The 21,151-nt window shown below is 71.3% G+C and carries 17 protein-coding genes; 15 read left to right on the top strand and 2 right to left on the bottom strand.

What is annotated here, in order from left to right; translation table 11 throughout:
* Nucleotides 1-71 precede the first annotated feature (71 nt).
* Nucleotides 72-917, top strand: coding sequence for an oxidoreductase (locus ACFY93_RS23465; RefSeq protein ID WP_391362275.1), 846 nt, complete (start codon nt 72-74; stop codon nt 915-917).
* 525 nt (nt 918-1,442) lie between these two features.
* Here ACFY93_RS23465 and ACFY93_RS23460 read toward each other — a convergent pair.
* A complete protein-coding gene (locus ACFY93_RS23460; protein WP_391362273.1) occupies nt 1,443-2,276 on the bottom strand; it encodes an HAD-IB family hydrolase in 834 nt (277 codons plus the stop codon).
* A gap of 570 nt (nt 2,277-2,846) precedes the next feature.
* Here ACFY93_RS23460 and ssd point away from each other — a divergent pair.
* The 7 genes from ssd (at nt 2,847) to ACFY93_RS23425 (ending at nt 8,384) form a co-directional block, all read left to right on the top strand.
* Nucleotides 2,847-3,941: a septum site-determining protein Ssd gene (gene ssd, locus ACFY93_RS23455; protein ID WP_391362270.1), complete on the top strand. Its 1,095-nt coding sequence runs from the start codon at nt 2,847-2,849 to the stop codon at nt 3,939-3,941.
* 56 nt (nt 3,942-3,997) lie between these two features.
* On the top strand, nt 3,998-5,221 hold the full coding sequence (locus ACFY93_RS23450; RefSeq protein ID WP_391362266.1) for a TadA family conjugal transfer-associated ATPase: 1,224 nt from the start codon (nt 3,998-4,000) through the stop codon (nt 5,219-5,221).
* A 52-nt stretch (nt 5,222-5,273) separates the two neighbouring features.
* Entirely contained in the window at nt 5,274-6,125 is an 852-nt protein-coding gene (locus ACFY93_RS23445) for a type II secretion system F family protein (RefSeq protein ID WP_391362319.1), read from the top strand.
* Nucleotides 6,122-6,904 (top strand): type II secretion system F family protein, encoded by a 783-nt coding sequence (locus tag ACFY93_RS23440; protein ID WP_391362263.1) that lies wholly within the window; start codon nt 6,122-6,124, stop codon nt 6,902-6,904. Before ACFY93_RS23445 ends, ACFY93_RS23440 begins: the two co-directional genes overlap by 4 nt.
* Before the next feature lie 190 nt (nt 6,905-7,094).
* Nucleotides 7,095-7,295, top strand: coding sequence for a DUF4244 domain-containing protein (locus ACFY93_RS23435; protein ID WP_391362317.1), 201 nt, complete (start codon nt 7,095-7,097; stop codon nt 7,293-7,295).
* A gap of 142 nt (nt 7,296-7,437) precedes the next feature.
* Nucleotides 7,438-7,767 carry a TadE family type IV pilus minor pilin gene (locus ACFY93_RS23430; RefSeq protein ID WP_391362260.1) on the top strand — a complete coding sequence of 110 codons (330 nt, stop codon included), beginning with the start codon at nt 7,438-7,440 and terminating at the stop codon, nt 7,765-7,767.
* A 161-nt stretch (nt 7,768-7,928) separates the two neighbouring features.
* Nucleotides 7,929-8,384, top strand: a complete 456-nt coding sequence (locus tag ACFY93_RS23425) for an Rv3654c family TadE-like protein (protein WP_391362314.1) — start codon at nt 7,929-7,931, stop codon at nt 8,382-8,384.
* A gap of 131 nt (nt 8,385-8,515) precedes the next feature.
* On the opposite strand, the gene ACFY93_RS23420 is transcribed toward ACFY93_RS23425, so the two are convergent.
* Nucleotides 8,516-10,978 carry a DEAD/DEAH box helicase gene (locus ACFY93_RS23420; protein WP_391362257.1) on the bottom strand — a complete coding sequence of 821 codons (2,463 nt, stop codon included), beginning with the start codon at nt 10,976-10,978 and terminating at the stop codon, nt 8,516-8,518.
* Between the two features lie 80 nt (nt 10,979-11,058).
* Between ACFY93_RS23420 and bldG the strand changes: the two genes are divergently transcribed.
* From bldG to topA, 7 genes are all read left to right on the top strand, one after another.
* A complete protein-coding gene (gene bldG / locus ACFY93_RS23415; RefSeq protein WP_005475923.1) occupies nt 11,059-11,400 on the top strand; it encodes an anti-sigma factor antagonist BldG in 342 nt (113 codons plus the stop codon).
* Between the two features lie 126 nt (nt 11,401-11,526).
* Nucleotides 11,527-11,967 carry an ATP-binding protein gene (locus tag ACFY93_RS23410; RefSeq protein WP_391362254.1) on the top strand — a complete coding sequence of 147 codons (441 nt, stop codon included), beginning with the start codon at nt 11,527-11,529 and terminating at the stop codon, nt 11,965-11,967.
* Nucleotides 11,968-12,324: 357 nt separating this feature from the next.
* Entirely contained in the window at nt 12,325-14,730 is a 2,406-nt protein-coding gene (locus ACFY93_RS23405) for a sodium-translocating pyrophosphatase (RefSeq protein WP_391362251.1), read from the top strand.
* Between the two features lie 213 nt (nt 14,731-14,943).
* Nucleotides 14,944-15,528, top strand: coding sequence for a small secreted protein (locus ACFY93_RS23400; RefSeq protein ID WP_391362248.1), 585 nt, complete (start codon nt 14,944-14,946; stop codon nt 15,526-15,528).
* Between the two features lie 391 nt (nt 15,529-15,919).
* Nucleotides 15,920-17,437: a methyltransferase gene (locus ACFY93_RS23395; protein WP_391362246.1), complete on the top strand. Its 1,518-nt coding sequence runs from the start codon at nt 15,920-15,922 to the stop codon at nt 17,435-17,437.
* A 302-nt stretch (nt 17,438-17,739) separates the two neighbouring features.
* Nucleotides 17,740-17,937 carry a hypothetical protein gene (locus ACFY93_RS23390; protein WP_391362243.1) on the top strand — a complete coding sequence of 66 codons (198 nt, stop codon included), beginning with the start codon at nt 17,740-17,742 and terminating at the stop codon, nt 17,935-17,937.
* Nucleotides 17,938-18,208: 271 nt separating this feature from the next.
* The gene (topA, locus tag ACFY93_RS23385) at nt 18,209-21,040 is read left to right on the top strand and encodes a type I DNA topoisomerase (protein WP_391362240.1); all 2,832 of its coding nucleotides are present in this window, start codon (nt 18,209-18,211) and stop codon (nt 21,038-21,040) included.
* The last annotated feature ends 111 nt before the right edge of the window (nt 21,041-21,151 follow it).

Raw genomic sequence — 21,151 nt, 5'->3', positions numbered from 1 at the left:
AGGGTGCTCATGCGCGTGAAGAAGACCACTCCTTCGTGGGGCGGGCCGCCCGGTTGCGTAATGTCGCACTCATGAGTACGACAGGCGCGACCGCCGAACCTCCCCCGAGCTCGGGGGACCCGCTTGCGGCCCTGGCTTCCCTGCCCGGCGTCGCCGAGTCCGTGGAGTCCGTGCGCAAGGCGGTGGACCGGGTCTACGGGCACCGGATCATGCGGCGCCGCAGCAACGAGATCACGTCCGAGGCCGCGCTCCGCGGAGCGCGCGGCTCGGCGGCACTCTCCGGTGCCGACTGGTCGCTCGAAGAGGTGCGCAGGCGCACCGATTTCAGTGCTGACGACGAGGCCCGCACCGTGGGCGGCGCGCTCAGGCTGACCGCCGAGGCCGGCCAGCTCCTGTCCATCTGGCGGCAGTCGCCCCTCCGGGTGCTGGCGCGGCTGCACCTGGTGGCGGCGGCGGACGCCTCGGACGAGGTCGGGCGGCCCCGGCAGCCCGGGGAACCGGTCCATGAGCCGCTCGTCGAACTGCCGGTACCGGACACCGCCGAGGTCGCGGGCCGACTGGACGGCCTCTCCAGGCTGATCATCGCGGGTGGTTCCGCGCCCGCTCTCGTGACGGCCGCCGTGGTGCACGGTGAGCTGCTCGCCCTGCGGCCCTTCGCCTCCCACAACGGCCTGGTCGCGCGCGCGGCCGAGCGCATCGTCCTGGTCGGCAGTGGACTCGACCCGAAGTCCGTCTGCCCGGCGGAGGTCGGGCACGCGGAACTCGGCCGGGCCGCCTACGTGGCGGCTCTTGAGGGGTACGTCTCGGGTACGCCCGAGGGTATGGCGGCGTGGATCGCCCACTGCGGCAAGGCGGCCGGGCTGGGGGCGCGCGAGTCGACCGCGGTGTGCGAGGCGCTGCAGCGAGGAGCGGCCTGAGTCACGCAGGGCGTAAAAGCGTCCGTACGGGGCGTGCGGCGGTATGAAAAAGGGCCCGCAGAGGAAGCCGGGCATGCCCGCGCGAGAGGCCGCTCAGGCCCGAACAAGGGTTGCGGCGGTACGAGTTCTCGTACCGCCGCTGGCATGTTCACCGGGTTACCATGCGTCCTCGATATGTTGCCCATCAGGTCGGGAACTCTTGCCCGTCACCTGGTGCGGCTGGCCCGTAATCGACGGGTCGACGTCGCGTGGGTGCCTGGTGGCCATGCGCGGTCCGTGGGGCCGTTGGTTGCGTTCTAAGGTAAATCCTTTCGGATGTCCTTGGTCTCGCGGGCCGTTAATCCCTTTGTACTCCAGGAGCGAAGCAAGCGGAAGTCCCGGCCGCAGTTCTTTACTTTTAGGCTCAAAGAGGAGCGAATCGGGCGCTGATTGAGGTTCGGAGTCACCGGCGCGGCTGAAGGCGGCGGCCCGGCCGGACAACGCCGGGGCCTGCGAGCGGGTGCCCCGACGTGGCCGTGTTCATGGTCAGACGGCCGGCGCCCGACGTCGGCTCGCGTACCAGACGAGTCCGGCCGTCGCTGCCGCGGCGCCTATCGCCGCGACCGCCAGCAACGCCGGGCGCGGCGGTACGGAGAGGGCCGGCAGCCGCTGCTTCAGCCGCACCGGACGATGGAAGTCGAGGATCGGCCATGACCGCGCGACCGCCTCGCGCCGCAGTGTGCGGTCAGGGTTGACGGCGTGCGGATGGCCGACGGCCTCCAGCATGGGGACGTCCGTCGCCGAATCGCTGTAGGCGTAGCAGCCTGCCAGGTCGTACCCCTCGGACCGGGCCAGCTCCCTGACGGCCTCGGCCTTGGTCGGCCCGTACGCGTAGTACTCCACCTCACCGGTGAAGCAACCGTCCGCGCCCACGACCATGCGCGTCGCCACCACGCGGTCCGCGCCGAGCATCTCGCCGATCGGCTCGACCACCTCCGCCCCGGACGTCGAGACGATCACCACGTCGCGTCCGGCGACGTGGTGCTCCTCGATGAGGGACGCGGCCTCGTCGTAGATGATCGGATCGATCAGGTCGTGCAGTGTCTCGGCGACGATCTCCTTGACCTGCTGCACGTTCCATCCGCGGCAGAGTGAGGAGAGGTACTTCCGCATCCTCTCCATCTGGTCGTGGTCGGCGCCGCCCGCCAGGAACACGAACTGCGTATAGGCGGTGCGCAGGACGGCCCGGCGGTTGATCAGCCCGCCTTGGTAGAACGACTTGCTGAACGTCAGTGTGCTCGACTTCGCAATGACCGTCTTGTCCAGGTCAAAGAAGGCTGCTGTGCGAGGCAAGGAGTGGTTTTCCACAAGGCTGAGCATAGGCGCCCACCATTCGGCGTAAGGTGGGGCGCGTGGGTTTGCCTGAGAAGGCTCTCGGGTACACCATGGAAGTCACGGATCGTTCGCGACCGTGCTAACCCGGCCCGACTCCTCCCCCCCGAGTCGGCCGTGGGGACGACCCCCGCTCTCCCCCCCGGCGGGGGTCGTCGCATGTCCGGATGGGTTTCCTCCTCTTTCGCGCATCCGCCGCGCTGCTCCGTGTCCCTCTGTGCCGGAGCCCTCGCGTATCCATGATTCGTCACTGTACGTAGTCGCGAGGCTGCTGTGTGGAAGACGGGGCCATGTCACCTGGATAGGTGAAGGCGATATCCACAACCATCGGGTTGTCCCCCGTTTTTGACCAAGATCCACACGATTTCCTGGTTCGCCGCACTGTGATTCCAGTGCGCTTCGCTCCTGGCCGGTTCATGGCCGGTTCGGTTTGTCGGGGCGTATGGCCGGTTCTTATCGGCCCTTCATATGGAGGCCGGGCGCCGGTTCTTCACACGGAAGCGAATCGCGGAGCCCCGGAGGGCTCCGCGCGGCGAACGAAGAAGGGGGTCGGACATCGTGGCGGGAGCCATCACACGCGACACGACACCCGCCGCCGAAGGGCGGCAGGGCGGACCGTTGATCGTCACGGAGGACCCGGAACTCCTGGACGACCTGCTGCGCCTGTGCGCCGCGGCGGGGGCGAGGCCCGAGGTCCATCACGGAGTGCCCGAGCGCGGAGGAGGGTGGGAGGCGGCACCGCTCGTCCTCGTCGGGGACGACGCCGCGCGACGGGTGCGCGGCGCCGGGCGGCGGAGGGGAGTGGTGCTCGTTGGGCGGGATCAGGACGATCCGGGGGTCTGGCGGCGGGCCGTGGAGATCGGCGCGGATCACGTCCTGATGCTGCCGGATGGCGAACAATGGCTGGTCGACCGCATCGCCGACGTGGCCGAGGGAGTGGGCAGGCCCGCGATCACCGTCGGTGTGATCGGCGGCCGAGGCGGGGCGGGCGCGTCCACGCTGGCCTGCGCGCTTGCCGTCACCTCGGCGCGCGAAGGACGGCGCACCCTGCTGGTGGACGCGGATCCACTGGGCGGCGGCCTCGACGTCCTTCTGGGCGGTGAGACCGTGGAGGGACTGCGCTGGCCGGCGTTCGCCGCCTCCCGGGGACGGGTCGGCGGCAGCGCACTGGAGGAGTCCCTTCCTGAGCTGCACGCCCTGCGCGTGCTCAGCTGGGACCGCGGAGACTCGGTGGCGGTTCCCCCGCCGGCCGTCCGAGCGGTCCTCGCGGCGGCCAGGCGGCGCGGCGGCGCGGTCGTCGTCGACCTGCCGCGACGGATCGACGAGGGCGCCGCCGAGGCACTCGCCCAAGTGGACCTCGGCCTGCTGGTGGTCCCCGGCGAGCTTCGCGCGATCGCGGCCGCCGGGCGGGTGGCGTCCGCGGTCGGCATGGTCCTGCGCGACCTGCGGGTCGTGGTACGCGGGCCCTACGCGCCGGGCCTGGACGACCGAGAGGTCGGGCGGTTGCTCGGACTGCCGCTGGTCGGCGAAGTCCCCTCCGACTCCACCGCTTCGCATGCCGGCACGCCGCCCGGGACGGCCCCGCGGGGGCGTCTGGCCCGCTTCTGCACGGCGTTCTGGAACCAGGCTCTGGCCGAGGCGGCCGGCGCGTGAACGGACTCTGGGGCGCAGGGACGGGGCCTGGTCCTAGCGCGGGTTCGGGTTCGGACATGGGACCCGCTCAAGGGGCGGGCGCGGGCACAGACGGGGGTGGTGCCGGTTCGGACGGGCACGCGAGGCTGCTGGACGGAGTCCGTCAGTGGCTTGCCGAGAGCGGGTCGGAACCGACACCCGCCCGCGTGGCCCAGGCGCTGCGCGAGCAGGGCCGCGTGCTCGGGGACGCCGAGGTACTGGGCGCCGCGCGCCAGTTGCGGTCCGAGCTCGTGGGCAGCGGCCCTCTCGAACCCTTGCTCGCCGACCCCTCCGTCACCGATGTCCTGGTGTCGGCACCCGACCGCGTATGGGTGGACCGGGGCGGTGGCCTGGAGTTGACGGACGTCTCCTTTCCTGACACGGCCGCCGTGCGGCGTCTCGCGCAACGCCTCGCGGCCGTGGCGGGCCGCCGCCTCGACGACGCCCGCCCCTGGGTCGACGCGAGGCTGCCCGACGGCACCCGACTCCACGCGGTTCTGCCACCCGTCGCCGTGAACTCGACCTGCCTGTCCCTGCGGGTCGTACGGCCGCGAGCCTTGACGCTCGACGAGTTGGTGGCTGCGGGGACGGTGCCGCCCGGCGGGGACCGGGTGCTCAGAGCACTGCTGGACGCCCGGCTGTCCTTCCTGATCAGCGGGGGGACGGGGAGCGGCAAGACGACGCTGCTGAGCGCCCTGCTCGGGCTGGTCGGACCTGGCGAGCGGATCGTGCTGGCCGAGGACTCGGCGGAGCTCCGTCCCGACCACCCGCATGTGGTGCGCCTGGAAGGGCGGCCGGCGAACCAGGAGGGCGCCGGGCTCGTCGAGCTCCAGGATCTGGTCCGGCAGGCCCTGCGCATGAGACCCGACCGCCTGGTCGTCGGTGAGGTGCGCGGACCCGAGGTCGTGTCCCTGCTGGCCGCTCTCAATACAGGTCACGAGGGTGGATCAGGGACGCTCCACGCCAACGCCGCGGCCGACGTACCCGCCCGCCTGGAGGCGCTGGGGACGGCCGCGGGACTCGACCGGGCGGCTTTGCACAGTCAGCTGGCGGCCGCCCTGTCAGTGGTCCTCCACCTCGTACGTGACCGTACCGGACGGCGGCGGATCGCCGAGGTGCATGTGCTGGAGCGGGACGCGACGGGGCTGGTGGTGACCGTGCCCGCGCTGCGGTGGGGGGCGGAGGCGTTCGCGTACGAGCGGGGCTGGCAGCGGCTGAGGGGGCTGCTGAGGAAGGGGATCGAAGGGAGTGGAGTGCTGTGACCCGGAGCTGGGTGCCGGACTGCGGAGTGGGGAGGGGATCGTGAGCGACGGAATGTCGGTGGCCGCGGTCGTGGCCTGTGGAGGAGCGGCCGTCTGGCTGATGGGTGTCGGGGACTCGCAGGCGCACCGGGCGCGACTGCTCTTCGCGGGCGGCGGGGCGTTGGGCACGGGGCCGCCGTCATGGGAGCGGGTGTCCTCCGGGCTGCGGCGGGTGCGGGCCCGTACGGGGCCCGAATGGTGGGCGCTCGTCGCCGGAGCGGTGATCGCTCTGCTCGGCGCGTCCGTGCTTCCCCTCGTCGTGGGGGCGGCCGGTGTGCCGTTGCTGAGGCGGGTGCGGCGCACGGGCGAGGCGCGCCGGGAGCAGGAGCGCCGCGGTGACGCGGTGATCGCGTTGTGCGGGGCGCTGGCCGGGGAGGTGCGAGCGGGCCGGCAGCCGGGCGAGGCGCTGTTGCGCGCCGCGGGCGACACTGGAGGACTCGGCGACGCGCAGGCGCTCGTGCTGGCGGCGGCGCGCTTCGGTGGCGATGTGCCGGGCGCGCTCGACGACGCGGCCCGGCAGCCGGGGGCCGACGGGTTGCTGGGGCTCGCGGCGTGCTGGGGAGTGGCCGTGGACCGCGGGGCCGGTCTCGCGGCGGGCCTCGACCGGTTGGAGGGCGCGCTGCGAGCAGAACGGGATCAGCGAGCGGATCTGCGGGCCCAGTTGGCGGGTTCACGGTCGACCGCCGTGATGCTCGCGGGCCTGCCGGTGCTCGGGCTGCTGCTGGGGACGGCGATGGGTGCCGATCCGCTTCATGTGCTGCTGCACAGCGGCGCGGGCCTCGGCTGTCTGCTGGTCGGCGGTGTGCTGGAGGCCCTCGGGCTGTGGTGGGCCCTTCGCATCGTGAGAGGAGCGGAAGCGGTATGAGTGCGGTGGTTGTCCACAGGCTGGGGGAGGCGGCGTGCGCGGCTCTGGCCGTGAGCTGGCTCGTCCGGGCGCTGGCGGCGGCGCGGCGCGAGCGAGGGGTGCGCGGACGGCTTTCGAGGCTGATGGCCCTGGAGGTGCCGCCCGCACGGCGGTGGGCCGTGCCGGGTGACACGGTGCGGCGGTGGCTGCCGGTTGCGGCGGCCGTGTGCGCGGGCTGGGTGCTGGTCGGCGGCGTCGCAGGACTGTCGGCGGGCCTGGCGGCGGGGTTCGCCGCTTGGCGGTGGAGCCGGCGGCGGGCGCGGAGACCGGCCGACGAGTACGACGCCGCCCTCGCGACACGTCAACTCCCGCTCGCGGCCGATCTGGTGGCCGCCTGCATCGCCGCGGGTGCCGACCCTGTGGTGGCGGCCCAGGCCGTGGGCGGCGCCTTGGGCGGACCGGTCGGGGAGCGCTTGGCGCGGGGTGCGGCGGAGGTACGGCTCGGCGGCGAACCGGCGCAGGCGTGGCGGGGATTGGCGTCGATACCGGGTGCGGGGGCGCTTGCTCGGCTGCTGGAGAGGGCGGGCGAGTCGGGCCTGCCGGCAGCCGGGCCCGTCGCCCGGCTCGCCGCGGAGGCTCGCGCCGAGTGGGGCCGCACCGCGACGGCGAAGGCCCGCAGGGCCGCCGTCATGGTGACCGCGCCCGTGGGGCTGTGTTTCCTGCCCGCCTTCATCGCGGTCGGCGTGCTTCCCGTGGTGATCGGGCTGGCGGGCGGGGTGCTGGAAGGGGGTGGCCGATGACGAGTGACGGACAGCGGTGAGCCCGCGGGTGACCGGGGATACCCGACGGCCGGTGAACGAGTGACGTGTGGCCCGGTGGCCGGGTGATGGACAGAACGGGACCGGACAGGACAGGACCTTACGGGGGTTTGAGATGCAGAAGACGGTACGAGTGTCGGTGCGGGTGCCGATGCGGGCTCTGGCCCGGCGCATGCGGGCGGTGTGGAGGCCGAGGGGGAAACGGATGCCGCGGGGGACACGGAGGGACGCCGGAATGGTCACCTCCGAATATGCCGTGGGAGTCGTCGCGGCGGTGGCGTTCGCAGCCGTGCTCTACAAGGTGGTGACGAGCGGGCAGGTCACCACCGAACTGCAGGGCATCGTCGAGCGGGCGCTCAATGTCCGGATGTGACCGTGAGCGCGAGCGTCCGGGCGAGAGAGGGGCGCGGGCTTCACAGTTCCCTCGGTCTGGACGGCCTCCTCGGCCTCCTCGGGCTGTCGGGTCTCCGCGGGCTTCGCGGGTCTCTCACGGGTGCCGGCAGGACGCCGGGTTCGTGACGGCCGAGGCCGCGTTGGTGCTGCCTGCGTTGGTGCTTTTCGCGATGGCGCTCGTGTGGGCCCTGCTCGCCGCGGCCGCGCAGATCCAGTGCGTGGACGCGGCCAGGGCGGGCGCCCGGGCGGCTGCGCGCCAGGACCCACCGCAGGCGGTCCTCGCGGTGGCCCGACGGGCGGCGCCGGACGGGGCGAGCGTCACGGTGAGCCGGGAGGGCGACCTGGTCCGGGTGAGGGTCGTAGCCGGCCCACCGGGGCCGGACACCCTGCCGCTACGGCTGAGCGACGAAGCGGTGGCACTGGCGGAGGAGACGGTGGGGGTGGCGGAGTGATGGAGGAGGGGAGCGGGGCCATGTCCGGCAGCCGATCGCCCACATCCGGACGGCGGGTGCTCTCGTTCGGCAGCTGGTCGCGCTGGTCGCGCTGGTCGCGCTGGTCGCGCTGGTCGCGCTGGTCGCGCTGGTCGCGCTGGTCGCGCTGGTCACGTGGGCGAGTGGTGTCGCAGGACCGGGGGTCGGCCACGGTTTGGACCGTGGGGGCGATCGCCGTTCTGTGCGCCGTCTTCGGTGCCGTGCTGGCCATGGGACACGCCGTGGTGGTCCGCCACCGTGCCGCCGGCGCGGCGGATCTGGCGGCGCTCGCCGCCGCTGACCACTGGATGGACGGCGGGAGGAGGGCCTGTGGCACGGCGGAGCGCGTGGCGCGGGCTCAGGGAGCCCGGCTGGTGCGGTGTGCGATCGAGGGCGATGTCTCGGAGGTCACGGCCGCGTCGGGGAGGGGGCCGTTCTCCGTGGAGGTGCGATCCAGGGCGGGACCGGCGGGTCCGGTCGCACCGGCCCCGTCCCCGGTGCGGCCGTCGGCGCTCCGGAGCGGCCCGGGGGAGACGAGTGGCGCCGTTGACCCGATCGGCCCAGAGGCGGCGACTGAGTTCCGAAGACCCGGGATGTGATGAGCGGTCCCGGCCGCAGCCGATGTCCCGGCATGACCGGTGGTGCCCCGGCATGCGGAGAGGCATGGTCCCCCGGTTGGCCCAAGCAACCCGGACAGAATTGCGGGCTCCCGCTCCGCCGCCGTGACTCGCTACTCCTTCCGCGCCGCGGGTGCCCCTCGCAGCAGCACGGTGAGCAGTCGGACGGCGCCGCGTTTGTGCAGAGGGTCGTTGCCGTTGCCGCACTTGGGTGACTGGATGCAGGACGGGCATCCGGCGTCGCACTCGCAGGAGGCGATGGCCTGGCGGGTGGCGGTGAGCCATGCGCGCGCGGTGTGGAAGGCGCGCTCCGCGAAACCCGCGCCGCCGGGGTGACCGTCGTACACGAAGACCGTGGGGAGGAGGGTGTCCGGATGGAGGGGGACGGAGACGCCTCCGATGTCCCACCGGTCGCATGTCGCGAAGAGCGGCAGCATGCCGATGGAGGCGTGCTCGGCGGCGTGCAGGGCACCGCCGAGGATCTCCGGGGTGATGCGGGCCGCGTCCAGCTGGTCCTCGGTGACCGTCCACCACACGGCACGCGTACGGAGCCTGCGAGGAGGGAGGTCGAGCTTCGTCTCGCCCAGTACCTCACCCGTGATGAGTCTGCGCCGGAGGAAGGAGACGACCTGGTTGGTGACCTCGACGGAGCCGTAGCAGAGCCGGCCGTCGCCCCACGGGAGCTCGACATCCGTCTCCAGGACGGAGATGGCCGTGGTGTCACGGGCGACCGTCGAATACGGGGGGTTGGCCTCTTCGACCAGGGCGACGGAGTCCTCCAGGTCCAGGTGCTTCACCAGGTAGGTGCGGCCCTGGTGGAGGTGGACCGCCCCGTCGTGGACGCCGGTGTGCGCGGCGCCCGCGTCGACCGTGCCCAGGAGGCGCCCTGTCGCCGCCTCGACGACCTGGACTGGGCTGCCGCCCTCCCCTCGGATGTCGGCGAGGTCGGCGGCCCGCTCCCGGCGGGTCCAGTGCCAGGCCGCCGTGCGGCGGCGCAGCAGCTTGGCGGCCTCCAGCTGGGGGAGGAGATCCGCGCAGGTCGGGCCGAAGAGCGCGAAGTCGTCCTCGGTGAGGGGGGTTTCGGCGGCCGCCGCGCACAGGTGAGGGGCGAGGACGTACGGGTTGTCCGGGTCGAGGACGGTGGACTCGACCGGCTGGTCGAACAGGGCTTCGGGATGGTGGACGAGGTACGTGTCCAGCGGGTCGTCGCGGGCGATCATCACCGCCAGGGCGCCCTGTCCGGACCGTCCGGCGCGGCCGGCCTGCTGCCACAGGGAGGCACGGGTGCCCGGGTAGCCGGAGATCAGGACCGCGTCCAGGCCGGAGACGTCGACGCCGAGTTCGAGGGCGGTGGTGGCGGCGAGGCCGAGGAGTTCTCCGGAGTGGAGGGCGCGCTCGAGGGCACGGCGTTCCTCGGGGAGGTAGCCCCCGCGGTAGGCGGCCACGCGTTTCACGAGTGAGCGGTCGATCTCGGCCAGTCGCTCCTGGGTGATCACGGAGATCAGTTCGGCGCCGCGCCGGGACCGTACGAAGGCCACCGAGCGCACGCCCTGCAGGGTCAGGTCGGTGAGGAGGTCGGCGGTCTCCGCGGTCGCCGTACGGCGTACCGGGGCGCCCTTCTCGCCGTGCAGTTCGGTGAGCGGGGGCTCCCAGAGGGCGAAGACGAGCTCGCCGCGCGGAGAGGCGTCGTCGGCGACCTCGACCACGGGCAGGCCGGTCAGGCGCCCGGCGGCCGCCGAGGGTTCCGCGGCGGTCGCGGAGGCCAGCAGGAAGACGGGGGAGGAGCCGTACCGGGCGCACAGGCGGCGCAGCCGGCGCAGTACCTGGGCGACGTGCGAGCCGAAGACGCCCCGGTAGGTGTGGCACTCGTCGACGACGACGAAGCGCAGGGCGCGCAGGAAGGAGGACCAGCGGGGATGGGAGGGCAGTATCCCGCGGTGCAGCATGTCGGGGTTGGTCAGGACGTAGTTGGCGTACTGGCGCACCCATTCGCGTTCCTCGACAGGCGTGTCGCCGTCGTAGACGGCGGCCCGTACGGCGGTGCCCAGGGGGCGTGAAAGTTCCTTCACGGATCGGCACTGGTCGGCGGCGAGCGCCTTGGTGGGCGCGAGGTAGAGGGCGGTCGCGCCACGGCCGTTCGGGGCCTCGGAGCCGTCGAGCAGTGTCGACAGGGTGGGGACGAGATACGACAGGGACTTGCCGGACGCGGTTCCGGTGGCGACGACGACCGAGTCGCCGTCGAGGGCGTGTTCGGCGGCCAGCGCCTGGTGGGCCCAGGGGTCCTCGATGCCCACCGCGCGCAGGGCGGCGATGACCTCCGGCCGGATCCGGTCGGGCCAGACTGCATGGCGACCCGCCCGCGGGGGCAAGTGCTCCGTATGAGTGATGCGCGAAGCCCGGCTCGGCCCCGAGGCGAGCCGCTCGAGGACCGTGTCCGGAGACGGGCGGGAAGCGGTGTCCGACGAGGGGCGATCGGGTCGGTGATTCTTGGCCATCGGCACCGAGTGTGTCACTGGCATGACGGACAATGGGCTCAAGGCGTCGTGCACGCCTGCCGGTAAGTGATTGAATGCCATCGCGGCTGGCGTACCGTCCCGGGGGCTCCGCCGAGGTGTCCCGAGGGGCGACCGCTCGATAGCAAGGTGCTGGAGGATCCGTGGACCTGTCCCTGTCGACCCGTACCGTCGGCGATCGTACGGTCGTCGAGGTCGGTGGCGAAATCGATGTATATACCGCGCCCAAGCTGCGCGAGCAGCTGGTCGAGCTGGTGAACGACGGCAGTTTTCATCTTGTCGTCGACATGGAGGGCGTGGACTTCCTCGACTCCACCGGGCTCGGCGTGCTGGTTGGCGGCCTGAAGCGGGTGCGTGCCCATGAGGGCTCGCTCCGTCTGGTCTGCAACCAGGAGCGCATTCTGAAGATCTTCCGCATCACCGGTCTCACCAAGGTGTTCCCGATCCACACTTCGGTCGACGAAGCGGTGGCGGCCACCGACTGACGCCGTCCGGGCACGCGAGCCCAAGGACGGCTGCAGTCGCGTGCCCACGACGGAGGAGCAATGCGGGGGACCGGGCCTCGGCGGCCCGGTCCCCTGACAGCACGCCCGTAGTTCTGAGGGGGATGCATGGCCACCGTTGAACTCCGCTTCAGTGCGCTGCCCGAGCATGTCAGGACCGCCCGACTGGTGGCGGCAGCGGTGGCGCGCAGGTCCGGAGTGGACGAGGCCGTACTCGACGAGGTGCGCCTCGCCGTGGGCGAGGCCTGCACCCGTGCCGTCGGACTGCACCAGAGCGGCGGTATCGCGGCTCCGGTGCGGGTGTCGTTGATCGAGGAGGAGAAGCAGTTCTCCATCGAGGTCGGCGACGAGGCGCCGCGCGCCGCTCCCGGTGACAAGACGCCGGGCGCTCGCGGGGCCGGTGAGCCCGACACGGACGCCGAGGAGGACGAGATGGGCCTAGCGGTCATCAGCGGCCTCGTCGACGACGTGGAGGTCACCGCCGGACAGCACGGCGGACTGATCAGGATGAGCTGGCCAACCACGCCGCCGGCCGGGCTCGTCCCCTGATCGTTCCCCCTCGTACTGCATGTGAAGGGCCCTGCTCAGCAGGGCCCTTTTCTTGTGCGCGCTCACGCCGGTTTCCCGCCGTTTTCCCCGGCGCAGTGCTTTCGTGAATCAATTCACGACCGCCCGATCGGCAATTGAATGATCAGTTAAAAGATCAAACCAAAGATCAATTCCATGATCATGGTCGCGGGTCAACGGTTTTGGGGCATTACCTCTTTTGGGTTCCGTGGATCTCCGTGGATCATTCGCTGAAGGGCCCTGAAGGCGAATTTCGCTTACCGCGCACTGTTTTGATCAGGTTCCGGTACCTAGAATCCGTCCACATCTTGAGCTCAGCCCAAGCGTCAAGGAGGACGAATGGCGGGGCTTTCTACCCCTCATCAGTTTGACCACCCCACAACCCTCGCGGCCGCGGTCCTGACCGACGACAACCGCCTCATCGTGATGGTCATCGGAGCCGTCGCGCTGGCGGCCCTGGTGGTCGCCGGAGTCCTGGTGCGCCAGGTGCTCGCGGCGGGCGAGGGCACCGACAGCATGAAGAAGATCGCGGTGGCGATCCAGGAGGGCGCCAATGCCTACCTGGGCCGGCAGATGCGCACGCTCGCGGTATTCGCCGCCGTGGTGTTCTTCCTGCTCATGCTGCTGCCCGCGGACGACTGGAATCAGCGCGCCGGCCGATCGATCTTCTTCCTGATCGGCGCGGTGTTCTCGGCGGCCACCGGATACATCGGCATGTGGCTGGCCGTGCGGAGCAATGTGCGCGTGGCCGCCGCGGCACGGGAAGCGACTCCGGCGGAAGGTGAGCCCGAAAGGGACCTCACCGCCGTCTCGCACAAAGCCATGAAGATCGCTTTTCGCACCGGCGGTGTAGTCGGCATGTTCACAGTGGGGCTCGGTCTGCTCGGCGCCTCCTGTGTGGTGCTGGTCTACGCGGCCGACGCGCCGAAGGTGCTCGAAGGCTTCGGCCTCGGCGCCGCGCTGATCGCCATGTTCATGCGTGTCGGCGGCGGCATCTTCACCAAGGCCGCCGACGTCGGCGCCGACCTGGTCGGCAAGGTCGAGCAGGGCATCCCGGAGGACGACCCGCGCAACGCCGCGACCATCGCCGACAACGTGGGCGACAACGTCGGCGACTGCGCCGGCATGGCGGCCGACCTCTTCGAGTCGTACGCCGTGACCCTCGTCGCCGCGCTGATCCTCGGCAAGGCGGCGTTCGGCGACGCCGGCCTCGCCTTCCCGCTGATCGTGCCCGCGATCGGTGTCGTGACCGCGATGATCGGCATCTTCGCGGTCGCCCCGCGGCGCGCGGACCGCAGCGGAATGAGCGCCATCAACCGCGGATTCTTCATCTCCGCGGTGATCTCGCTGGTGCTGGTGGCGGCCGCGGTGTACCTGTACCTGCCGTCGACCTACGCCGACCTCGACGGAGTCACGGACGCCGCGGTCACCGCCAAGGACGGTGATCCGCGGATCCTGGCGGTCGTCGCCGTCGCCATCGGCATCGTGCTGGCCGCACTGATCCAGCAGCTGACCGGCTACTTCACCGAGACCACCCGACGCCCCGTACGGGACATCGGCAAGAGTTCGCTCACCGGCGCGGCCACCGTCGTCCTCGCCGGCATCTCGATCGGTCTGGAATCGGCCGTCTACACCGCCCTGCTGATCGGTCTCGGCGTCTACGGGGCCTTCCTGCTCGGCGGCACGTCGATCATGCTGGCCCTGTTCGCCGTGGCCCTGGCCGGCACCGGCCTGCTCACCACGGTCGGTGTGATCGTGGCGATGGACACCTTCGGCCCGGTCTCCGACAACGCGCAGGGCATCGCGGAGATGTCCGGCGACGTCGAGGGCGCCGGTGCCCAGGTGCTCACCGACCTGGACGCCGTGGGCAACACGACGAAGGCCATCACCAAGGGCATCGCCATCGCCACGGCCGTTCTCGCGGCCTCGGCCCTCTTCGGCTCGTACCGGGACGCGATCTTCTCGGCGGCGGACGACGTGGGCGAGAAGGTCTCCGGCAAGGGCGCGCCGCTGAATCTGATGATGGACATCTCGCAGCCCAACAACCTGGTCGGGCTCATCGCGGGCGCCGCGGTCGTCTTCCTGTTCTCGGGACTGGCGATCAACGCGGTCTCCCGGTCGGCCGGGGCCGTGGTCTACGAGGTGCGGCGGCAGTTCCGCGAGCACCCCGGGATCATGGACTACAGCGAGAAGCCCGAGTACGGGCGCGTCGTCGACATCTGCACCAAGGACGCGCTGCGCGAACTCGCCACGCCCGGCCTGCTGGCCGTGCTGACGCCGATCGCCATCGGATTCACCCTGGGCGTCGGAGCGCTCGGGTCGTTCCTCGCGGGTGCCATCGGCACCGGCACCCTGATGGCGGTCTTCCTCGCCAACTCCGGTGGCGCATGGGACAACGCGAAGAAGCTCGTCGAGGACGGCCACCACGGCGGCAAGGGCAGTGAGGCCCATGCCGCGACGGTGATCGGCGACACCGTGGGCGACCCCTTCAAGGACACCGCGGGTCCCGCGATCAACCCGCTGCTGAAGGTGATGAACCTGGTGGCGCTGCTCATCGCGCCGGCGGTCGTCAAGTTCTCCTACGGCGACGACAAGAGCGTGGGCATGCGCGTCCTCATCGCGGCGCTCGCACTGCTCGTCATCATCGGAGCGGTGTACGTCTCCAAGCGGCGTGGCATCGCCGTGGGCGAGGAGGACACCGTCGAGCGGACCGCCAAGACCGCTGATCCGGCGGTGGTTTCCTAGGCGGTCGCACAGCCTCTGACCTCACGACCGGTCAGATCGGGCAACCGGTGGGCGAACGGAGCGTACTGACGCTCCGTCCGCCCGCCGCGTGCGTGAAGCCCTCAACTTCGTGAGCCTTATCTCGCGTGGTGCAAATGGCGCAACAACTGATTAAACGGTCGTTCGACACGGTGTTGTCGCCCACTTGGCGTGTATGTTCCGGGGCCGAGAGCCATGGAAGGGACCAATCCGGTGAACAAGAAGCTCGCGGCCGCACTGTCCGGCGGTGCGGTACTGGTACTGGCGCTGTCGGGATGCAGCAGCGACGACGACAACGACGAGAAGCTGAACTCCTGGGCCAAGCAGGTCTGTGACGCCGTGAAGCCGCAGGCGAAGAAGATCGAGGCGGCCAACGCCGCGATCCAGAAGGAGACCTCGGACAGCAGCACGCCCAAGGACGTGCAGAAGACCGACGCACAGGCGTTCCAGGACATGTCGGACGCCTACAAGGCGATCGGCAACGCCGTGGACAAGGCCGGGGCGCCCGATGTCGAGGACGGCGAGAAGAAGCAGACCGACGCCGTCAAGGAGCTGAAGGGCATCTCCGCGTCGTACGCAGACCTGGAGAAGCAGGTCGACAAGCTCGACACCGACGACCAGGCGAAGTTCGCGGACGGCCTCAAGGGCATCGCCACTCAGCTCGACAAGCTGAGCCAGAGCGGCAACGACGCGCTCAAGAAGCTCGAGGAGGGCGACGTCGGCAAGGCGATGGCCAAGCAGGAGAGCTGCAAGTCGGCGTCCTCGGCGCCCAAGGCCTGACCCGGACACCTCCTGACCTGACGGCCGGCCTCCCGGCCGCCCCACGATTCCCGCGAAGGGCCCGGTACGCGCGCGTATCCGGCCCTTCGGCGTATCCGGCCGTTCGGCGTGCCTGGGGTGCCCGGCGCGTCCGGCTCACCGGGGTGCCGGCCCGGTGTCTTCAGGGCTGCCCCGCGACCCCCGTCCCCCGTCCCCCGGCTCCGGGCGTATCCGGCGTTCCTGAGCGCACTCGCCACTGGATGGTCCGCCGCCATGAGCATGGACGTGGACGTGGACGTGTCCGGGTCGGATGCCCACAGGGTGCCGGAGGTTGTCCACAGGCCGGGGTCCGGATGCGCGGGTTGTCCACAGGTGGACGCGCGGGGGTCGCGGGAGCGGAGACAATGGTCGGGTGAGTACCAGCGGCCTGCCCTCCCTGCCCACGTCCGACCCATCCGACGTCACCGCGCGCCTGCGGGACGCCCTGCTCGGCGCCTCGTTCACCGCCGACGGACTGCTCGATCTGCTCGGTGCGCCCGCGTACGCGGCCCTGGCGCGCAGCGAGACCGTGCCGGCGCTCCGGGCCACCCGCGGGGACACCGCGCTGGAGACGCTCGTACGGCTCTTCCTGCTCCAGCAGCCCGCACCCCACGCGCGCGTGGCGGACGTCCTGCCCGTCCGGGAGTGCCTGGAGAGCGGCTGGCTGACCCGGGTGGGCGAGGACGAGGTCGCCGCGACGGTGGACGTCCGGCCGTACGGCGGCCCCGGCGGCGAGGACTGGTTCATCGTCTCGGACCTGGGCTGCGCGGTCGGCGGGGCCGGCGGGATCGGCAGCCGCGAGGAGGGCGTCGTCCTCGGTGTGGGCGGGGCCTCCATGACGCTCGCCGGCATCACGGTGCGTACGCCGGTGGGGTCGGCGCTGGACCTCGGGACGGGTTCCGGCATCCAGGCGCTGCACGCCGCGCAGCACGCCACCCGGGTGACCGCGACCGACCCCAACCCGCGTGCGCTGCACATCACGGCGCTCACCCTCGCGCTCTCCGGTGCCCCGGCGGCGGACCTGCGCGAGGGGTCGCTCTTCGCGCCGGTCGCCGACGAGACGTACGACCTGATCGTCTCCAACCCGCCCTTCGTGATCTCGCCGGGAGCGCGCCTCACCTACCGGGACGGCGGGATGGCCGGGGACGATCTGTGCCGGACGCTCGTTCAGCAGGCGGGGGAGCGGCTGAACGAAGGGGGGTACGCACAGTTTCTGGCCAACTGGCAGCACATGGAAGGCGAGGAGTGGCAGGACCGGCTGCGCTCCTGGGTGCCGGACGGCTGCGACGCGTGGATCGTGCAGCGGGAGGTCCAGGACGTCACGCAGTACGCCGAGTTGTGGCTGCGGGACGCGGGGGACCACCGCTCGGATCCCGCCGAGTACCAGGCGCGGTACGACGCCTGGCTCGACGAGTTCGAGACACGCGGCGTGAAAATGATCGGCTTCGGATGGGTCACCCTGCGCAGAACCGGGGCGGCTGTCCCCTCCGTGACGGTGGAGGAGTGGCCGCACTCGGTCGAACAGCCGCTCGGGGAGGCGGTGCGGGCCCACTTCGAGCGTGTCGACTACCTCCGGGCGCACGACGACGCGGCCCTGCTGGCCGGGCACTTCAAGCTCGCCGGTGAGGTCGTCCAGGAACAGGTCGGGCTGCCCGGCGCGGAGGACCCGGAACACGTGGTGCTGCGGCAGAACCGCGGGATGCGCCGGGCCACCAAGGTGGACACGGTCGGCGCGGGCTTCGCGGGGGTGTGCGACGGCACGCTGAGCGCGGGGCGGATCCTGGACGCCATCGCGCAGCTGGTCGGCGAGGACCCAGTCCTGCTGCGCGACCGCACGCCCGCCCAGATCCGCCTGCTGGTGGAACAGGGCTTCATCGAGCCGGCGCGCTGAGCCGCACCGGACACCCGCACCGCCCACCCCGCCGCACCGCCCACCCCGGCGTGGCCCCCCCACCCTGCCGTAGCCCCGCCCACCCCGCCGGGGCCCCACCCCGCCGGGGCCCCACCCCGCCGTAGCCCCGCCCGGCCCCAGCCGCTCCCGCCCGGTCCCCGGCCCGTCCCCGCCCATTCCTCACCGGGTCCGTCTCCTCGCCCCGAGGTCCCGTCCGCCCTCGTTCACCCGGGGTTCGCACGCACGTCTCGCGGGCGTGCCAGCCTCCCGGTCCTGAGGGTCCGAGGGTGGGAGGAAGAGGCATGGAGAGTGGACCGGCGGTCTTCGCGGGGATGGTGTTCGCCCTGTTCGGATCGGGCCTGCTGCTGTGGACCGTGACGCGGGCGCGGCAGCGTCGCCCGGTGGCGCTCGGTGTGAGCCCCGTCGCATCGGTGACGTGTGCGAGCCTGGCCGGACTGGCCGCGCTGATCCTGGCGATGTGGTGCTTCACCCGGGTGTGAGGAGGGGCGCAAAGACGCGGGTCAGGGGCGTGGTCAGGGCAGTCCCGCGGTAACTGGCGGATCACCCTCCGCATAACGCACAAAGGGCTGGTCCGCACTCCGGGCGGCAGGAATGGCGGTAGTCGGGTTACCGTTCGAGTGGCCGTTGCGGGCTTTTCCCGTTTGACACGGGGGCGGGATGTACCGTCACACTCCGCAGCGTCAGCACGACCCGACCCCGGGTCGCAACCCGGGGGAGCACCCCCCGCGTCGACCGGAGAGAAGAGCGAAGTTGTCCCCGACCAGCGACACCGCACACGGCGGCCGCCGACTCGTCATCGTCGAGTCGCCTGCCAAGGCGAAGACGATCAAGGGCTATCTCGGCCCCGGCTATGTCGTCGAAGCGAGTGTCGGGCACATCCGCGACCTCCCCAACGGCGCCGCGGAGGTGCCCGAGAAGTACACCGGCGAGGTGCGACGCCTCGGTGTGGACGTCGACCATGACTTCCAGCCCGTCTATGTGGTCAACGCCGACAAGAAGTCCCAGGTCAAGAAGCTCAAGGACTTGCTGAAGGACTCCGACGAACTCTTCCTCGCCACCGATGAGGACCGCGAGGGCGAGGCCATCGCGTGGCACCTCCTCGAGGTCCTGAAGCCCAAGGTCCCGGTCCACCGGATGGTCTTCCACGAGATCACCAAGGACGCGATCCGCAGCGCCGTCGCCAACCCGCGCGAGCTGAACCAGCGCATGGTCGACGCCCAGGAGACCCGCCGCATCCTCGACCGTCTCTACGGCTACGAGGTCTCGCCGGTCCTGTGGAAGAAGGTCATGCCGCGCCTGTCGGCAGGGCGTGTCCAGTCGGTCGCGACCCGCCTCGTCGTCGAGCGGGAGCGCGAGCGCATCGCCTTCCGTTCCGCCGAGTACTGGGACCTGACCGGCACCTTCGGCACCGGCCGGGCCGGTGACCCGTCCGACCCGTCGTCGCTGGTCGCCCGCCTGACCACGGTCGACGGCCGGCGCGTCGCCCAGGGCCGCGACTTCGACTCCGTGGGGCAGCTGAAGACCGCGAACACCCTCCACCTGGACGAGGCGAACGCCCGCGCGCTCGCCGCGGCCCTGGAGGACACCCGCTTCTCCGTCCGCTCGGTCGAGTCGAAGCCGTACCGCCGCTCCCCGTACGCCCCGTTCCGTACGACGACGCTGCAGCAGGAGGCCTCGCGCAAGCTCGGCTTCGGCGCGAAGGCCACGATGCAGGTGGCGCAGAAGCTGTACGAGAACGGCTTCATCACCTACATGCGTACCGACTCCACGACCCTCTCGGAGACGGCGGTCTCCGCCGCCCGCGCCCAGGTCACGCAGCTCTACGGGGCCGACTACCTGCCGGACAAGCCGCGCACGTACGCCGGGAAGGTCAAGAACGCGCAGGAGGCGCACGAGGCGATCCGCCCCTCCGGGGACCGCTTCCGCACCCCCGCCGAGACGGGTCTGACCGGTGACCAGTTCAGGCTGTACGAGCTGATCTGGAAGCGGACCGTCGCCTCCCAGATGAAGGACGCGATCGGCAACTCCGTCACGGTGAAGATCGGTGGCACGGCCTCCGACGGGCGCGTCGCCGAGTTCAGCGCGTCCGGCAAGACGATCACCTTCCACGGCTTCCTCAAGGCGTACGTCGAGGGCGCCGACGACCCGAACGCCGAGCTGGACGACCGTGAGCGCCGGCTTCCGCAGGTCACCGAGGGCGACCCGCTCACCGCCGACGAGATCACGGTCGACGGCCACGCCACCAAGCCGCCGGCCCGCTACACCGAGGCCAGCCTGGTCAAGGAGCTCGAAGAGCGCGAGATCGGCCGCCCGTCGACGTACGCGTCGATCATCGGCACCATCCTCGACCGCGGCTACGTCTTCAAGAAGGGCACGGCGCTCGTCCCGTCCTTCCTGTCCTTCGCCGTGGTCAACCTGCTGGAGAAGCACTTCGGGCGGCTCGTCGACTACGACTTCACCGCCAAGATGGAGGACGACCTCGACCGCATCGCGCGCGGCGAGGCGCAGGCCGTGCCGTGGCTGCGGCGGTTCTACTTCGGCGAGGGCGAAGCGACCGGCGCCGCCGAGGCGGGCAACGGCGACGGCGACCACCTCGGCGGCCTCAAGGAGCTCGTCACCGACCTGGGCGCCATCGACGCCCGCGAGGTGTCGTCCTTCCCGGTCGGCAACGACATCGTGCTGCGCGTCGGCCGCTACGGCCCGTACATCGAGCGCGGTGAGAAGGACTCCGAGAACCACCAGCGCGCCGACGTCCCGGAGGACCTGGCCCCCGACGAGCTGAGCGTCGACTACGCGGAGGAGCTGCTCGCCAAGCCGAGCGGCGACTTCGAGCTGGGCGCCGACCCGTCCACGGGCCACCAGATCGTCGCCAAGGCCGGCCGCTACGGCCCGTACGTGACCGAGGTGCTCCCGGAGGGGACCCCGAAGACGGGCAAGAACGCGGTCAAGCCGCGGACCGCCTCGCTGTTCAAGTCGATGTCCCTCGACACGGTGACGCTGGAGGACGCCCTGCGGCTGATGTCCCTGCCGCGGGTCGTCGGCGCGGACGCCGAGGGCGTGGAGATCACCGCGCAGAACGGCCGCTACGGGCCGTACCTGAAGAAGGGCACCGACTCCCGGTCGCTGCAGGCCGAGGAACAGCTCTTCACCATCACCCTCGAAGAGGCGCTCGCGATCTACGCGCAGCCCAAGCAGCGCGGGCGCGCCGCCGCCAAGCCGCCGCTGAAGGAGCTCGGCGAGGACCCGGTCAGCGGAAAGCCGGTCGTGGTCAAGGACGGCCGCTTCGGTCCGTACGTGACCGACGGCGAGACGAACGCGACCCTGCGCTCCGGCGACAGCGTCGAGGAGATCACGCCCGAGCGCGGCTACGAGCTGCTCGCGGAGAAGCGCGCCAAGAGCCCGGCGAAGAAGACGGCGAAGAAGACCACCGCCAAGAAGGCCGCGGCCAAGAAGACGACCGCGAAGAAGGCGCCCGCCAAGAAGACGGCGGCGAAGAAGACGACGGCCTCGGGCACGGCCGCCGCCAAGAAGGCCCCCGCGAAGAAGGCCGCCGCCGAGAAGACGGCCGCTTCGGAGAGCTGACCGTGCCTCCCGGCGAGCCCCGGGAGGCACCGGCCGCCCCTACACCTTCCGGTGTGGGGGCGTCCGTATGTTCGGCCGCTGCTTCGAGGAGTTCGCCCGTCCGGATAGGCT

Source organism: Streptomyces sp. NPDC008313 (assembly GCF_042956125.1).
Classification (GTDB): Bacteria; Actinomycetota; Actinomycetes; order Streptomycetales; family Streptomycetaceae; genus Streptomyces.
The sequence above is the reverse complement of the archived record's forward strand: the minus strand, read 5'-3'. Positions and strand labels throughout refer to the sequence as shown.

Coding starts and splice junctions, on each gene's coding strand:
- ACFY93_RS23465 (WP_391362275.1), top strand. CDS start 72: ATGAGTACGACAGGCGCGACCGCCGAACCTCCCCCGAGCTCGGGGGAC.
- ACFY93_RS23460 (WP_391362273.1), bottom strand. CDS start 2,276: ATGCTCAGCCTTGTGGAAAACCACTCCTTGCCTCGCACAGCAGCCTTC.
- ACFY93_RS23450 (WP_391362266.1), top strand. CDS start 3,998: ATGGGACCCGCTCAAGGGGCGGGCGCGGGCACAGACGGGGGTGGTGCC.
- ACFY93_RS23445 (WP_391362319.1), top strand. CDS start 5,274: ATGTCGGTGGCCGCGGTCGTGGCCTGTGGAGGAGCGGCCGTCTGGCTG.
- ACFY93_RS23440 (WP_391362263.1), top strand. CDS start 6,122: ATGAGTGCGGTGGTTGTCCACAGGCTGGGGGAGGCGGCGTGCGCGGCT.
- ACFY93_RS23435 (WP_391362317.1), top strand. CDS start 7,095: ATGCGGGCGGTGTGGAGGCCGAGGGGGAAACGGATGCCGCGGGGGACA.
- ACFY93_RS23420 (WP_391362257.1), bottom strand. CDS start 10,978: ATGGCATTCAATCACTTACCGGCAGGCGTGCACGACGCCTTGAGCCCA.
- ACFY93_RS23410 (WP_391362254.1), top strand. CDS start 11,527: ATGGCCACCGTTGAACTCCGCTTCAGTGCGCTGCCCGAGCATGTCAGG.
- ACFY93_RS23405 (WP_391362251.1), top strand. CDS start 12,325: ATGGCGGGGCTTTCTACCCCTCATCAGTTTGACCACCCCACAACCCTC.
- ACFY93_RS23400 (WP_391362248.1), top strand. CDS start 14,944: ATGGAAGGGACCAATCCGGTGAACAAGAAGCTCGCGGCCGCACTGTCC.
- ACFY93_RS23390 (WP_391362243.1), top strand. CDS start 17,740: ATGGAGAGTGGACCGGCGGTCTTCGCGGGGATGGTGTTCGCCCTGTTC.